This is a genomic window from Streptomyces roseochromogenus subsp. oscitans DS 12.976 (assembly GCF_000497445.1).
Lineage (GTDB): Bacteria > Actinomycetota > Actinomycetes > Streptomycetales > Streptomycetaceae > Streptomyces > Streptomyces oscitans.
Genome location: NZ_CM002285.1, coordinates 7,370,222 through 7,384,019, shown reverse-complemented (window position 1 = coordinate 7,384,019; position 13,798 = coordinate 7,370,222). Strand labels below are relative to the sequence as shown.

Annotated in this window: 12 protein-coding genes and 1 pseudogene; 5 read left to right on the top strand and 8 right to left on the bottom strand. The window is 70.2% G+C overall.

All coding sequences use genetic code 11. The features are described 5' to 3' along the window. Window positions 1-21: 21 nt before the first annotated feature. Window positions 22-495 (bottom strand): type II 3-dehydroquinate dehydratase, encoded by a 474-nt coding sequence (aroQ, locus tag M878_RS81530; RefSeq protein ID WP_023551578.1) that lies wholly within the window; start codon window positions 493-495, stop codon window positions 22-24. Window positions 496-672: 177 nt separating this feature from the next. Between aroQ and M878_RS81525 the strand changes: the two genes are divergently transcribed. After that, window positions 673-1,977 (top strand): MFS transporter, encoded by a 1,305-nt coding sequence (locus M878_RS81525; RefSeq protein WP_245238257.1) that lies wholly within the window; start codon window positions 673-675, stop codon window positions 1,975-1,977. 21 nt (window positions 1,978-1,998) lie between these two features. Here M878_RS81525 and M878_RS81520 read toward each other — a convergent pair whose 3' ends face one another. From M878_RS81520 to M878_RS81495, 6 genes are all read right to left on the bottom strand, one after another. Continuing rightward, window positions 1,999-3,099, bottom strand: coding sequence for a calcium:cation antiporter (locus M878_RS81520; RefSeq protein WP_023551576.1), 1,101 nt, complete (start codon window positions 3,097-3,099; stop codon window positions 1,999-2,001). A gap of 150 nt (window positions 3,100-3,249) precedes the next feature. Beyond that, window positions 3,250-4,251 (bottom strand): TerC/Alx family metal homeostasis membrane protein, encoded by a 1,002-nt coding sequence (locus M878_RS81515; protein WP_023551575.1) that lies wholly within the window; start codon window positions 4,249-4,251, stop codon window positions 3,250-3,252. A gap of 221 nt (window positions 4,252-4,472) precedes the next feature. Continuing rightward, the gene (locus tag M878_RS81510) at window positions 4,473-6,545 is read right to left on the bottom strand and encodes a TerD family protein (RefSeq protein ID WP_023551574.1); all 2,073 of its coding nucleotides are present in this window, start codon (window positions 6,543-6,545) and stop codon (window positions 4,473-4,475) included. 57 nt (window positions 6,546-6,602) lie between these two features. Continuing rightward, window positions 6,603-7,181 (bottom strand): TerD family protein, encoded by a 579-nt coding sequence (locus M878_RS81505; RefSeq protein ID WP_023551573.1) that lies wholly within the window; start codon window positions 7,179-7,181, stop codon window positions 6,603-6,605. 157 nt (window positions 7,182-7,338) lie between these two features. Next, window positions 7,339-9,477, bottom strand: a complete 2,139-nt coding sequence (gene uvrB, locus M878_RS81500) for an excinuclease ABC subunit UvrB (RefSeq protein ID WP_023551572.1) — start codon at window positions 9,475-9,477, stop codon at window positions 7,339-7,341. A 40-nt stretch (window positions 9,478-9,517) separates the two neighbouring features. Next, a complete protein-coding gene (locus tag M878_RS81495) occupies window positions 9,518-10,396 on the bottom strand; it encodes an MHYT domain-containing protein (protein ID WP_023551571.1) in 879 nt (292 codons plus the stop codon). Between the two features lie 280 nt (window positions 10,397-10,676). Here M878_RS81495 and M878_RS81490 point away from each other — a divergent pair, with 280 nt between their 5' ends. Next, on the top strand, window positions 10,677-11,549 hold the full coding sequence (locus tag M878_RS81490; RefSeq protein ID WP_031226458.1) for a glycerophosphodiester phosphodiesterase: 873 nt from the start codon (window positions 10,677-10,679) through the stop codon (window positions 11,547-11,549). Between the two features lie 41 nt (window positions 11,550-11,590). After that, the gene (locus M878_RS81485; protein WP_031226457.1) at window positions 11,591-12,145 is read left to right on the top strand and encodes a methylated-DNA--[protein]-cysteine S-methyltransferase; all 555 of its coding nucleotides are present in this window, start codon (window positions 11,591-11,593) and stop codon (window positions 12,143-12,145) included. A 58-nt stretch (window positions 12,146-12,203) separates the two neighbouring features. Here the strand turns inward: M878_RS81485 and M878_RS81480 are convergent, their stop codons facing one another. Further along, complete coding sequence (locus M878_RS81480) at window positions 12,204-12,635, bottom strand: VOC family protein (RefSeq protein ID WP_023551568.1); 432 nt, start codon at window positions 12,633-12,635, stop codon at window positions 12,204-12,206. Window positions 12,636-12,733: 98 nt separating this feature from the next. On the opposite strand from M878_RS81480, the gene M878_RS81475 reads away from it, so the two are divergent. Next, window positions 12,734-13,642 carry a pseudouridine-5'-phosphate glycosidase gene (locus tag M878_RS81475; protein ID WP_031226456.1) on the top strand — a complete coding sequence of 303 codons (909 nt, stop codon included), beginning with the start codon at window positions 12,734-12,736 and terminating at the stop codon, window positions 13,640-13,642. Continuing rightward, window positions 13,627-13,798, top strand: a pseudogene (locus tag M878_RS000000100390) (sugar kinase); the annotation flags it as partial. The gene M878_RS81475 and the pseudogene M878_RS000000100390, both read left to right, overlap by 16 nt.

Genomic DNA, 13,798 nt, shown 5'->3' with positions numbered 1-13,798 from the left:
GGCCCGGGCCGCCGGTTCCGGCTACGCGTCGGCCTGGGCCGCGCCCACCAGGGCGGCCACGCGCTCCACGCCGAACACATAGCCCTGCACTCCGCATCCGGCGATCACGCCGTCCGCGCGCAGCGAGACGTAGGAGTGATGCCGGAACGATTCGCGCTGATGGATGTTGGAGATGTGCACCTCCAGGACGGGCATGCCGTCACAGGTGTTGAGTGCGTCCAGAATCGCGACCGACGTGTGGGAGTAGGCCCCGGGGTTGATGACGATCCCGCAGTGGTTCAGACGCGCCTCGTGGATCCAGTCGACCAACTCGCCCTCGTGGTTGGACTGCCGGAAGTCCACCGTGCCACCGTGCGCGGCCGCGGCTTTGGCGCACAGCGCCTCGACGTCGGCCAGTGTGTCCCTGCCGTAGATCTCGGGCTGGCGCTGGCCGAGCAGGTTCAGGTTGGGCCCGTTGAGGATCATGATCGGGGCGTTGGCCAGGGTGCGGGGCACGGTTCCTCCGGTCCGTTCGGGGCGGTACGCCTACGACCGCCGCTCGCACCCGGTCTATCACGGTGGCCACAGCGGACGACGAGCCGCGCGCGCCGTCGCCTCGGCGCACACTCCGGTCGCTTCATCACCTCCACGCGCCCCCCGTAACCCGTGATCACCGTGGGTAGTTGACGCAGCATGGCACCTGCACGCACCGTGAGCACACCGTCGATGCTGCGGCTCGCCGTGGCCTCCCTGGCGGGGACCGCGATCGAGTTCTACGACTTCTTCGTCTACGGCACGGCGGCCGCCCTGGTCCTGGGGCCGCTGTTCTTCCCGGCGTTCTCGCCGCTGGCAGGGACGCTGGCGGCGTTCGCGACGTTCGGAGCGGGGTTCGTGGCTCGGCCGCTGGGCTCGGTGTTGTTCGGGCACCTCGGCGACCGGCGCGGACGCCGGCCGGTGCTGGTGCTCTCGCTGCTGCTCACGGGCGCCTCGACGGTCGCGGTGGGCTGCCTGCCGTCATACGGATCGATCGGCGTCGCCGCGCCCGCGCTGCTGCTCGTGCTGCGCTTCCTGCAGGGTCTGGGCCTCGGCGGGGAGTGGGGCGGGGCGGTGCTGCTGACCGCCGAGCACGCACCGCCCGGGCGACGCGCCCTGTGGTCCAGCTTTCCGCAGGTGGGGCCCGCGTTCGGGTTCGTGCTCGCCAACGGGGTGATGCTCGCGCTGTCGGCGACGCTGTCCGACGCGGAGTTCGCGCGCTGGGGGTGGCGGGTGCCGTTCTGGGCGGCCGGTGCGCTGGCGCTGGCCGGGCTGTGGCTGCGCTCCTCGCTCGCCGAGAGTCCTCGGTTTCTGGAGATCGACGACCACGCGCGCGTGCCGTTCGTCGAGGTCGTACGGCACCACGGGCGGCTGGTGCTGCTGACGGCCGGGGCGCTGGCCGCGGGCTACGCGGTCTTCTACGCGGTGACGACCTGGTCGCTGGCTTACGCGACGGAGCGGCTCGGGGTGAGCCGGACGGTGATGCTGACCTGTGTCATGGCCGCGGTGGTGGTGAAGGCGTCTCTCACGCCGTTCATGGCGGTGCTCGGCGACCGCTACGGGCGCCGGCCGATGTGTCTGACGGGCTGTGCGGCCTGCTGCCTGTGGATGTTTCCGATGGTCGCGCTGCTGGCCACCGGCCAGCCGCTGCTGATGTTTCTCGGCATCCTGGGCGCCCTGGTCTCCTTCATCACCATGTTCGCGGTGATCGCCGCCTATCTGCCGGAGCTGTACGAGGCGCGCGTGCGCTGCACGGGCGCCGCGGTGGGCTACAACCTCGGCGGAGTCCTGGGCGGCGCCCTCACCCCGATCGTGGCCACGGCGCTCGCGGAGCACAGCGGCCGGGTCCCCTGGAGCGTGGGCGTCTATCTCACGGGCGTCGCGCTGCTCAGTCTCGCGTGCTTCGCCCTGCTGCCCGAGACCCGCCCGGTGTCCGTACCGGCTGTGGAGCCGGCGACAAGCTGACGGCTGAGGCCGAACAGACGGCTACGGGTTGATCGCCAGTTCCAGGTAGGCCGCGAAGATCACCAGATGGACTCCGCCCTGCAGCGGGGTGGCCCGCCCGGGCACCACCGTGAGGGAGCTGACCACGACGGTCAGCGCGAGCAGCACCATATGGGTCGAGCCGAGGCCGAGGACGAGTGGTCCGGACAGCCAGACGGAGGCGAGGGCGACGGCCGGGATGGTCAGGCCGATGCTGGCCATGGCCGAGCCGAGTGCGAGGTTGAGGCTGGTCTGTACCCGGTCGCGGCGTGCGGAGCGCAGCGCGGCGATCGTCTCCGGCAGCAGGACGAGCAGGGCGATGATCACACCGACGACGGCGTGGGGCAGGCCGGCCGCCTCCACTCCCGTCTCGATGGTGGGCGACACGCCCTTGGCCAGGCCCACCACGCCGATCAGGGCCAGGCCGAGCAGACCGAGGCTGATCCAGGCGGTGCGCGCGGACGGCGGTGTGGCGTGGTCGTCGGCGGTGATGACCTCGCCCTGCCGGGTGATCGGCAGGAAGTAGTCGCGGTGGCGCACGGTCTGGGTGGCCACGAACAAGCCGTACAGAATCAGTGACGACACCGCGGCGAAGGCCAGCTGCACCGGGGAGAACTCGGGTCCGGGCTTGCTGGTGGTGAAGGTCGGCAGCACCAGGCTGAGCGTGGCGAGCGTTGCCACGGTCGCCAGGGCGGCGCCGGTGCCCTCGGGGTTGAACACCGCGGTGCCGTGCCGCAGGGAGGCGACGAGCAAGCAGAGCCCGACGATGCCGTTGCAGGTGATCATCACGGCGGCGAAGACGGTGTCCCTGGCCAGGGTGGAACTCTTGTCGCCGCCGTCGGCCATGAGGGTGACGATCAGAGCCACCTCGATGATCGTGACGGCGACGGCGAGCACCAGGGACCCGAAGGGTTCACCGACGCGGTGGGCGACGACTTCGGCGTGGTGCACGGCCGCCAGGACGGAGCCGGCGAGCACCAGGGTCACCAGCGCGACGACCGCGCCCGGCAGGTCACGGCCCCAGGTGAAGGCCAGCAGGACGACCGCGAGGAACGGCACGAGGATCGTCCATCGCCGGGTGAGCGACCGGAGCCGAGTGATCATGCCGCGATGGTCGCAGAGACGTACAGGATTCGCATTCCACTCTTTTCGGATACTTTGCATCCTTTCCGCCCCCGGCCCGGCAGCGACGGAAACGGGTATCTGCTTCGCGTAGCCCCGCTCCCGTCACGACCGCACCTGTCGCGGGCTTGGTCAGGCGTCGACGCTGTCCTTCGGGGCACTTTCACCACCGGTGTGCACCGCCTCGACGGCGGTCTGCTTCCTGGTGGCCATCAGGCTGGTGATGGTGGTCACGACCAGGACCGCGCAGATCACCCCGAGCGAGACCGGGATGCTGATCTCGGGGACGCGGACGCCGGACTCGTGCAGGGCGTGCAGCATCAGTTTGACGCCGATGAAGCCGAGGATGATCGACAGGCCGTACGAGAGGTGGACCAGCTTCTTCAGCAGGCCGCCGATGAGGAAGTACAGCTGCCGCAGACCCATGAGAGCGAAGGCGTTGGCGGTGAAGACGATGTACGGGTCCTGGGTCAGACCGAAGATCGCGGGGATGGAGTCCATGGCGAACAGGACGTCCGTTGTACCGATGGCGAGCATCACGACCAGCATCGGGGTCATGACCCGCTTGCCGTTCCGCTGGATCCACAGCTTGGTGCCGTGGTAGCGGTCGGCCACGCCGAACCTGTGCTCCGCGGCCTTGAGCAGCTTGTTCTCCTCGTACTCCTCGTCCTCCTCGTCGGCGCGAGCCTCCTGGACGAGCTTCCAGGCGGTCCAGATCAGGAAGGCGCCGAAGAGGTAGAACACCCAGGAGAAGCTGGCGATGATCGCGGCTCCCGCGGCGATGAAGACGGCTCGCAGGACCAGGGCTATGAGCACGCCGACGAGCAGGACGCGCTGCTGGTACTGCGGGGGCACCGCGAACTTCGCCATGATCAGGACGAAGACGAAGAGGTTGTCGACACTCAGCGACTTCTCGGTGATGAATCCGGCGAAGAACTCGCCGGCCGGCTGTCCGCCGCCGAAGAGGAGGAGGCCGAGGCCGAAGAGCCCGGCCAGGGTGATCCAGACGACGGTCCAGGTACCGGCTTCCTTGATCGACACCTCATGGGGCTTGCGCCCGATGAAGAAGTCGACCGCGATCAGGGCGGCGAGACCCACGACGGTCAGGACCCACAGGGTCACGGAGACTTCCACTGCACCTCCGGCATTACGTCACGGCAAACACGTCAGCGTCGTCGCTGCCGGAGGTCTCTTCCACCCGCCATGGGCCAACACCCCGGGACCGGAACCGGTCCGTACTGACGGGTGCGCCGCAGCCAGGGAGTACTCCCCTCCGTACGGAAGACAGTACCAAATCACCAAGGAAAGGTAAAGAGAAAGGCAAAAGAAGGACCAAAGTCCATGGTCAGGCTCCTTTACCTGTGCTTGGTCAAGGCTCTGGCCACCTCGGTGAGGACCTGGTGAACGATCTGGCTGCCGGCCGGCACCAGCGACGGTTCGTAGGTCCAGGCGTGCCCGACCCAGGGGTCGGCGAAGTGGTCGTCGGGAACGGGCGTCAGTCGCAGCAGCGAACGCCACAGCGGATCGAGCAGGGGGCCGTAGGCGGTGGCGTCCTCGCGGTCCGCCACCAGCAGGAGGTGCACACCGACGGCGGGCCCCTCGTCGGCCAGGTAGCGCAGCCGGGTCACCGCCCGGTCGTCGAAACCGTGCGGGAAGTCGTGGACGATCAGCAGCTGACTCGCGGTGTCGACATCGGCCGGCAGAGACTCGGGCGCGCCGGCGCGCAGCGCCATCTGCACCAGGTCGACCCGCCGGGTGAGCTGCTCCAGTAGTTCCGTCACCCCCGCCGCCCCGGTCGCGGGAGGCGCGGCGAGCACGCCGCTGCGCAGCAGCGGGCCGAACGCGGCGGCCCCGGCGCCGGCCGGGTCGATGACCTGCACGGCGAAGTCCCCCGCCGGATGCACGGCGAGCAACCGCACCGCGAGCGCCACGGCCGCCTCCAGGGCCAGGTGCCGTAGCTCTGCGGAGTCCGGGAAGTCGTCGGCCGCCCCCGCGCCGCTGTCGAGCCACAGGCCGCGTTCGAGCGGGAGCCTGACCAGCAGGGGGATGCGCAGCGGCACGCTCTCGGGCAGGTGGAGATCGCCGAGGCGCAGAGCCATCGGGGGCCCGGCGGGGACGCGGTAGCCGTGCCAGACGGGGTTGTCCCAGCGGGCGTAGGCGGGCGGAAGCGCGGGCTCGACCACCTCGGACTCGGTGGTGAGCTGGGCGAGGTCGCGGTCGAGGACCGCGCGCGCCTTGTCCACCAGCTGCGTCCGTCGGGCGTGGGCCGCCTCGCGCGCGGCGTCACCCGCGCTGCCGAGCCGGCCGCGGGGGTCGGCGAGGGCCTGGTCGAGTTCCTTCTCCAGGCGGGAGTCGGCGAAGTCGACGGCGCTGCGGTACGCGGCCGTCGTGCGGGCCAGGTCCTCGAACATGCCCCAGACCTGGTTGTACAGCCGCTCCTCCATCGACCAGCCCGCGGCGTCGCCCGCGACGGGCTGTGCGGGCCGGTCGTCGGCGGCCGGAGCCGCCGGTGGCGGTGTGCCGTGCGGTCCCCGGCCGGGGTGTGTGTAGTCGACCCGGCTGCCTAGGTCTCGCGGGGCGGTGCCGGGCGCCTGGGCGTCGTACGGGTTCTGCGCGTCGTACGAGGGTGCCTGCTCCGGCCGCTGCGGGGCCGACGACGGCGTCTGCCCGGTACTCCCGGAGGTGCGGGTCTCCTGCGGTTCGGGCCCGTAGGGGTCGAGTGGCGTGGCAGCCGGGGTGTCGTGCGCCGTGGCGGCGGACGCGTCGTGCGGCACGGTCGCGGAGGTGTCGTGCGGTGCGCGGTCCGCGGTGTCGTGCGGTGAGTGTGCCGAGAGCGGTGCCGGCAGCCCGTGGGACGGGTCGTGGGCCGATGGCTCATAGGCGTGGGCCGACGCTTCGTGGACGGCGGCCGCGAGGTCGGTGGCCTTGGGCAGTCCCTGGTCGGCGAGGAGTGCCGTGAGGCCGGCCGCGTAGCCCTGGCCCATCGCGCGCACCTTCCAGGCGCCCTGTCTGCGGTACAGCTCCAGAGCGAGGACGGCCGTCTCGCTGTCCAGGCCGGTGAGGGTGTAGCAGACGAGTTCGGTGCCGTCGAGGCCCTCGACCGTGGTGTGCGGGGCGGCGACGGCACCGAACCGGAGCAGTCCTTCGGTCCCTGCGGGCAGGGCGAGGAAGACATCGACCCGGTGCACGGCTTCCGGCAGGGCGCCCAGGTCGACCGCCAGCCGGTGTCCGGTGGCGGCCTGCCGGGACACCTCGACGCCGGGCAGAGCGGGAGCACCGGGATGAGCCACCCACTGGGGGCCGTGCACCGTGCCGTTCTCGTCGCAGAGCGCGGCTCCGGCCAGGACCGGCACCCCGGACGAGATCCGGATCACCAGCCGGGTCTCGGAGAGCGGGTGGTTCTGCCCCCGCACCAGCTCGGCCGTCATCGCGGTCGCCCCCTGTGTCGTTCCGTCGTACGCACCCCGCCGGTTGCGGCGGCGGTCCTACAGGTGCTGCTGGATGGCCGGCATCAGGTCCTGGAACGTACGGCCGTACGCCGGGGCGCCCAGCGCGGTCATCGTCCAGCCCGAGCCCGCGCGGTGCACCTTCGCCATGATCTGGGCGGTGTAGTCGCCGCCGCCGTCCAGGGTGTAGCGGGCGAGTTCCTGGCCGTTGGTCTCGTCCACGAGGCGGCAGAACGCGTTCTGCACCTCCTGGAAGGTCTGGCCCGTGAAGGAGTTGACGGTGAAGATGATCTGGTCGATGTGGACCGGAACGCGCTGCAGGTCCACGAGGATCGCCTCGTCGTCCCCGCCCTGACCGACGCCGCCGACGAGGTTGTCGCCGGTGTGGCGGACGGAACCGTCGTCGCTCACCAGGTGGCGGAAGAAGACGACGTCGACCGGCTCCTTCTCGGCGAAGAGGACGGCCGAGGCGTCCAGGTCGATCTCGCGGGTGCGGGAGCCGAACAGGCCGCGTCGCTTCGCCGCCTGCCAGCCGAGCCCCATACGGACCGCGGTCAGGGTGGCCCCGTCCTTCTTCTCCAGGCTGATGGCCTGACCCTTGCTCAAGTTGACGGACACCGCTGAATCCCCTCTCGAAGGTCCCCTGTTGCCGCGCAGTGCGCGGTTGTCCAGAACCCTACGCAGGGGCACTGACAGTGCCGAACCCCGGCCCGCGCTTTGTGTCGGTGTTGCAACACTTGGCGCATACGCCGAGGTCCGGCGGGGTGGCGGGAGCTCAGGCGAGGCCGGCTTCCCGCATCTGGCGCAGTTCCTTCTTCATCTCCGAGACCTCGTCGCGCAGCCGGGCCGCGATCTCGAACTGCAGCTCCGCGGCGGCGGCGCGCATGCGCTCGGTCATCTCCTCGATCTGCTCGGCGAGTTCGGCCGCCGGGCGGTCCGTGGGCACCGCCTTGCCCTTGGCCGCCTTGCCGGCCTTCGCGCCCTTGGCCGCCTTGTCGCCCAGCGACGGGACGGGTGCCTTGGCACCCTTGCCGTCCTTGGACTTGCGGTAGCCGGAGCCCAGGAGCTGCTCGGTGTCGACCTCCTCGCGGGCGATCTGCGCGACGATGTCGTTGATCTTCTTGCGCAGCGGCTGCGGGTCGATGCCGTTGGCCTTGTTGTAGGCGACCTGCTTCTCCCGGCGACGGTTGGTCTCCTCGATGGCCTTCTCCATCGCCGGGGTGATCTTGTCGGCGTACATATGGACCTGGCCGGAGACATTGCGCGCCGCGCGGCCGATGGTCTGGATCAGTGAGGTGCCCGAGCGCAGGAAGCCTTCCTTGTCCGCGTCCAGGATCGCCACCAGGGACACCTCGGGCAGGTCGAGGCCCTCACGCAGGAGGTTGATGCCGACCAGGACGTCGTACTCACCGGAGCGCAGCTCGCGCAGCAGCTCGACGCGGCGCAGGGTGTCGACGTCGCTGTGCAGATAGCGCACCTGGATGCCGAGCTCCAGGAAGTAGTCGGTGAGGTCCTCGGCCATCTTCTTGGTGAGCGTGGTGACGAGAACGCGCTCGTCCTTCTCGGTGCGCTTGCGGATCTCGTGCACCAGGTCGTCGATCTGGCCCTCGGTGGGCTTGACCACGACCTCCGGGTCGACCAGGCCGGTCGGGCGGATGATCTGCTCGACGACGCCGTCGGAGCGCGACAGCTCATACGTGCCCGGAGTGGCCGAGAGGTAGACGGTCTGGCCGATGCGCTCCTGGAACTCCTCCCACTTCAGGGGGCGGTTGTCCAGCGCGGAGGGCAGACGGAAGCCGTGGTCGACGAGGGTGCGCTTGCGGGAGGCGTCGCCCTCGTACATGGCGCCGATCTGCGGGACGGTGACATGCGACTCGTCGATGACGAGCAGGAAGTCGTCCGGGAAGTAGTCCAGCAGGGTGTTGGGCGGGGAGCCGGGCAAGCGGCCGTCGAAGTGCATCGAGTAGTTCTCCACACCGGAGCAGGAGCCGATCTGGCGGAGCATCTCGATGTCGTACGTCGTACGCATCCGCAGGCGCTGGGCCTCCAGGAGCTTGCCCTGCTTCTCCAGCTCGGCCAGGCGCTCCCCCAGCTCCTTCTCGATGTCGTTGATGGCCCGCTCCATGCGCTCGGGGCCGGCGACGTAGTGGGAGGCGGGGAAGACGTACAACTGCTCGTCGTCACTGATGATCTCGCCGGTGAGCGGGTGCAGTGTGGACAGCGCCTCGATCTCGTCGCCGAACATCTCGATGCGGACGGCCAGTTCCTCGTAGACCGGGAAGATCTCGATGGTGTCGCCGCGGACCCGGAAGGTGCCGCGGGTGAAGGCCATGTCGTTGCGCGTGTACTGGATGTCGACGAAGCGGCGCAGCAGCTCGTCCCGGTCGATCTCGTCGCCGACGCGGAGGGGGACCATCCGGTCCACGTACTCCTGCGGAGTACCGAGGCCGTAGATGCAGGACACCGAGGCGACCACGATGACGTCGCGGCGGGTGAGCAGCGAATTCGTCGCCGAGTGGCGCAGCCGCTCTACCTCCTCGTTGATCGAGGAGTCCTTTTCGATGTACGTGTCCGACTGCGGGACATAGGCCTCGGGCTGGTAGTAGTCGTAGTACGAGACGAAGTACTCGACCGCGTTGTTCGGCAGCAGCTCGCGGAACTCGTTGGCCAGCTGGGCGGCCAGCGTTTTGTTCGGCGCCATCACGAGCGTGGGGCGCTGGAGCTTTTCGATCATCCACGCCGTGGTGGCGGACTTGCCGGTGCCGGTCGCGCCCAGCAGGACGACGTCTTTCTCACCGGCCTCGATGCGCTGGGCCAGCTCGGCGATGGCCGCCGGCTGGTCGCCGTTGGGCTGGTAGGGGCTGACGACCTCGAAAGGCGCCACCGTGCGTTCGATGTGGGAAACGGGCCGCATGCCATCCACCGTACGACCCCCCACTGACAACGGGCCCGGTTCAGCGGTTCTGCGGGGTCCGGGAGGCGTGGTGCTCGGCCCTGCGGACCGGCCGGCGCCCCTCCTGGAGAGCGGGACGGCGGTCCGGGTGGGAGGCTACGGCGGCGGCCGGGACACCCGGTTTCTGCTCGACGGGTATCGGGACGGGGCGGCCCATGACCATCAGCGGATCGAAGATCACGACGATGCCCGCGAGGAGCAGGAAAGCGAGCGGGCCGATCAGCATGGGCGCGAGCACCGACGGCTCCGGCGCGCCTCCGGCGGCGTGGGACGTGCCGTCGAGGTGGACGCCCAGGGCCGCCATGCCCATGTAGTGCATACCGCTCACCGCGAGCCCCATGACGAGGCTCGCCCCCACGCTCCACATGAAGCCCCGGACGCGCCCGGCGGCCCACAGGGCGGCGGTGGCGGCCACGACCGCTATGACCACGGAGGCGGCGACGGTGAACGTGTTGTAGGTGAAGTGCCCGTGGAAGTGCACGCCCGCCATGCCGAGGTAGTGCATAGAGGCGACGCCCAGACCGGTGATCGTGCCGCCGGTGAACAGAGCGGCGCCGGTCGCGCCCCGGTAGCCGACGATGAAGATCCCGACACCGACCATGACGATGGCTAGGCCGAGGCTCGCGTAGGTGATCGGCTTGTCGTAGTGGATCGGCGTCTCCTTGATGGCGAAGCCCATCATGGCGACGAAGTGCATGGTCCATATGCCGGAGCCGATCGCAGCCGAGCCGAGGGCCAGCCAGGCGGGTCGCCAAGAGTGCGTGACCAGCAGGGACCGTGTGGTGCAGCGCAGGCCGAGGGCGCCACCGAGGCAGGCCATCAGATAGGCCACCAGCGGGGTGACGGCCCCGTAGCTGAATCCGTCGACCGTGCCTTGCATCCGCGGCTGCCCTTCCGCCCTCTTGCGTCCCGGAATCCTCGAAATGTTCCCCCGGCCCAGGACCGCCCGCGCGGTCAGGGTTGTCGCAGAGAGTATGACCCCCACCGGAATGGTCGAACGATTTTCCGGCAAAGAAACACGGCCTTGCCGCAGTTGTGCGGCACCCGTGAGCGGGCATGGACATCTCCGTTGAGTGTGTGGCCATCGTGCACACAGGTGTCGTTGACCGTCTGCTGTCAGTCTGGTTGCTGTCCGTATTCGCTCGACGCGAGGAGTCTGCATGCACGCGCGCGTAGTTGCCCCCATGGCCGCCGCGGTCCTGGGGACGGTGGCCCTGCTGCTGAGCCCCACCTCCGACGCCCGGGCCGGTGACGAAAGCGAGACCACGGTGATCGCCCACCGGGGTGCCTCCGCCTACGCCCCCGAGAACACGCTTGCCTCGATCGACAAGGCCGCGCAGCTGGGCTTCACCTGGGTCGAGAACGACGTCCAGCGCACCAAGGACGGCGAGCTGGTCGTCATCCACGACGACAGCCTGCAGCGCACCACGAACGTCGAGCAGGTCTTCCCCGGCCGGGCGCCGTGGAAGGTCAAGGACTTCACCGCGGCCGAGATCGCCCGCCTGGACGCCGGCAGCTGGTACTCCCCCGCGTACGCGGGCACGCGCGTGCCGACGCTGAAGGACTATATGTGCCACATCGAGCACAACCACGAGAAGCTGCTCCTGGAGATCAAGAACCCGGAGCTGTATCCGGGCCTCGCGCAGCAGATCCTGAAGCAACTCGGCAGCGAGGGCTGGCTCGACCAGAGGCATCTGAAGCGGCTGATCGTGCAGAGCTTCAGCGCCGACAGCATCCGGACCGTGCACGAGCTGAGGCCCGCGATCACCACCGCCTACCTCGGGACGCCCACCGCGGCGCAGCTGCATCAGTTCGCGCGCTTCACCGATCTGATCAACCCGTCGTACGGATCTCTCTCCAAGGGGTACGTCTCGGCCGTGCACTCCTTCGAGGGGCCGCACGACAAGCCGCTCAGGGTGTTCGCCTGGACGGTGAACGACGCGGCCACCGCCCGCCGGGTCGCGGGCTACGGCGTCGACGGGATGATCACCAACAAGCCCGACGTGGTGAAGGCGGCGCTGGGTTCGAACTGATCGCGGCGGACGTTGTCAGTGGCGGGTCGTACCGTGGGCGCATGGACAGCCATGGGCAGGATGAACAGCGGGTCGTGTGGGCCGTGGTGGGCACGGACATCGGGCCGCTGATGCTGGCAGCGACCCGGGACGGCCTGGTCAATGTGGTCTTCCACGCCACGGACGCGGTGCGCGACCGCGCCGTGGAGCGGCTGGCCGACCGGTTGGGCGGCGCTCCCGTGGAGGATCCGGACTCGCCGCTGCTGGCGGAGGCGATACGCCAGCTGCTGGCGTACTTCGCGGGCGAGCGGCACGACTTCGAGCTGCCGCTGGACTGGTCGCTGATCTCCGGTTTCAACCGGCAGGTGCTGCGCGAGCTGGCGGCCGGTGTGCCGTACGGCACGGTGGTGGGGTACGGCGATCTAGCCGGGCGGGTCGGGCAGCCCGGCGGGGCGCAGGCGGTCGGCGCGGCGATGGGTGCCAATCCGCTGCCGGTGGTCGTGCCGTGTCACCGGGTGGTGGAGAGCGACGGCGGCATCGGCGGCTTCGGGGGCGGCCTGGAGACCAAGCGCAGGCTGCTCGCCCTGGAGGGTGTGCTGCCCGAGCCGCTGTTCTGACCGGGACCGGCCACTCGACTCCGACCAGTCCCTTCCGCTCGTCGCCGACCGGGTGCGGCTACTCGTCGTAGTGCCGGGCCTCGAAGACGTTGCCGTCGGGGTCCCGGAAGTAGAAGCTGCGCGAGGCCTTGCCGCGGGCGCCGAACGAGTTGTGGCCGATGTCGCTCAGGGGTACGCCGTGCTCCGCCAGCCGGGTGCGCAGGGCGTCGAAGGCGTCGGCGGGCAGGGACAGACAGATGTGGTTGACCGGGTGGCCGGCGCTGGCGGCCGCACCGGGCAGCATCTTCATGCGTTCCGCGAAGGCGAGCAGGGCGAGGTCCAGGATGGTCTCGTCGTTGACGCGCACGGACGGGAACGCGGCCTTTCCCTCGGCGAACTCGGCGACCCGCACGGGCTCCAGTCCGACGGCCCCTTGGTAGAAGCGGGCCGCGGCGAGCGGATCGGTCACCCACAGGACGATGTGGTCGAGACGCATGCTGTTCTTCGTCATGCGGCCCAGGCTGGTGGCGTCCCCCACAGACCGCAAGCGTTTAGCGGCCGCCGAGGCTCGCCAGAGATGAGGAAAAGCCGACGGACGGGAGGCGGTGCCTGGTGCTGGTGGTGTCGGAAGAGGTCCGGGAAGCGATCGACGCGCGGCGACCGGTGGTGGCCCTGGAGTCCACGATCATCGCCCATGGTCTGCCCCGCCCGCGCAACCTGCAGGTGGCGCTGGAGCTGGAGGACGCCGTGCGGCGAGAGCGCGCCGTACCGGCGACCATCGCCGTGCTCGACGGCCGGCCCCGCGTCGGCCTGGACAAGGAGCAGCTGGAGCGGATCGCGAACGAGGAGGGCATCCGCAAGCTGGGCCACCGCGATCTGCCGCTCGCCGTGGCGGCCGGCGTGAGCGGGGCGACCACGGTGTCGGCGACGGCACAGCTGGCCGCGCTCGCGGGCATCCGGGTGTTCGCCACCGGCGGGCTGGGCGGTGTGCACCGGGAGTGGACGGTGACTCAGGACGAGTCGGCCGACCTGGGTCTGCTGGCCCGCACCCGGATCACCGTGGTCTGCGCGGGCGTGAAGTCGATCCTGGACGTGCCGGCGACCCTGCAGCGGCTGGAGACCCTGGGCGTGGCCGTCGCCGGGTACGGCACGGACCGGTTCCCCGGCTTCTATCTCTCGGATTCGGGGCATCCGGTCGACTGGAGGCTGGACACCCCGGATCAGGTCGCGGATGTCATGCGGGCCCAGGACGCGCTCGGCGCGCCGGAGTCGGCTCTGATCGTCGCCCATCCCGTCCCCGCGGCGGAGCAGCTCGATCCCGCGCTGCACGCACGCGTGCTCGCCGACGCTCTGCGCGCCTGCGCGGAGCAGGGCATCACCGGGCAGGCCGTGACCCCGTTCCTGCTGGACTACCTGGTCCGGCACACCGACGGCGCCTCCCTGAGCGCGAATCTGGCGGCCGTGCGCGGGAATGTACGGCTGGCGGCGCGGATCGCCACGGCGTGGGCCGGCAGGTGACCACGGGCGGGGGCGGGGCCCTGCTGGTCGTCGGCGACGTGGTCACGGATGTGGTCGCCCGGCACCGGGGGCCGCTCGCGGCCGGCACCGACACGGCCGCCGCGATCAGGACGGTGCCGGGCGGCGCGGGCGCGAACGTGGCCTGCTGGGCCGCGC

What these genes read in the sequence shown, in the direction of transcription:
- M878_RS81525 (WP_245238257.1), top strand. Translation starts at nt 673, where the DNA reads ATGGCACCTGCACGCACCGTGAGCACACCGTCGATGCTGCGGCTCGCC.
- M878_RS81520 (WP_023551576.1), bottom strand. Translation starts at nt 3,099, where the DNA reads ATGATCACTCGGCTCCGGTCGCTCACCCGGCGATGGACGATCCTCGTG.
- M878_RS81510 (WP_023551574.1), bottom strand. Translation starts at nt 6,545, where the DNA reads ATGACGGCCGAGCTGGTGCGGGGGCAGAACCACCCGCTCTCCGAGACC.
- uvrB (WP_023551572.1), bottom strand. Translation starts at nt 9,477, where the DNA reads ATGCGGCCCGTTTCCCACATCGAACGCACGGTGGCGCCTTTCGAGGTC.
- M878_RS81495 (WP_023551571.1), bottom strand. Translation starts at nt 10,396, where the DNA reads ATGCAAGGCACGGTCGACGGATTCAGCTACGGGGCCGTCACCCCGCTG.
- M878_RS81490 (WP_031226458.1), top strand. Translation starts at nt 10,677, where the DNA reads ATGCACGCGCGCGTAGTTGCCCCCATGGCCGCCGCGGTCCTGGGGACG.
- M878_RS81485 (WP_031226457.1), top strand. Translation starts at nt 11,591, where the DNA reads ATGGACAGCCATGGGCAGGATGAACAGCGGGTCGTGTGGGCCGTGGTG.
- M878_RS81480 (WP_023551568.1), bottom strand. Translation starts at nt 12,635, where the DNA reads ATGACGAAGAACAGCATGCGTCTCGACCACATCGTCCTGTGGGTGACC.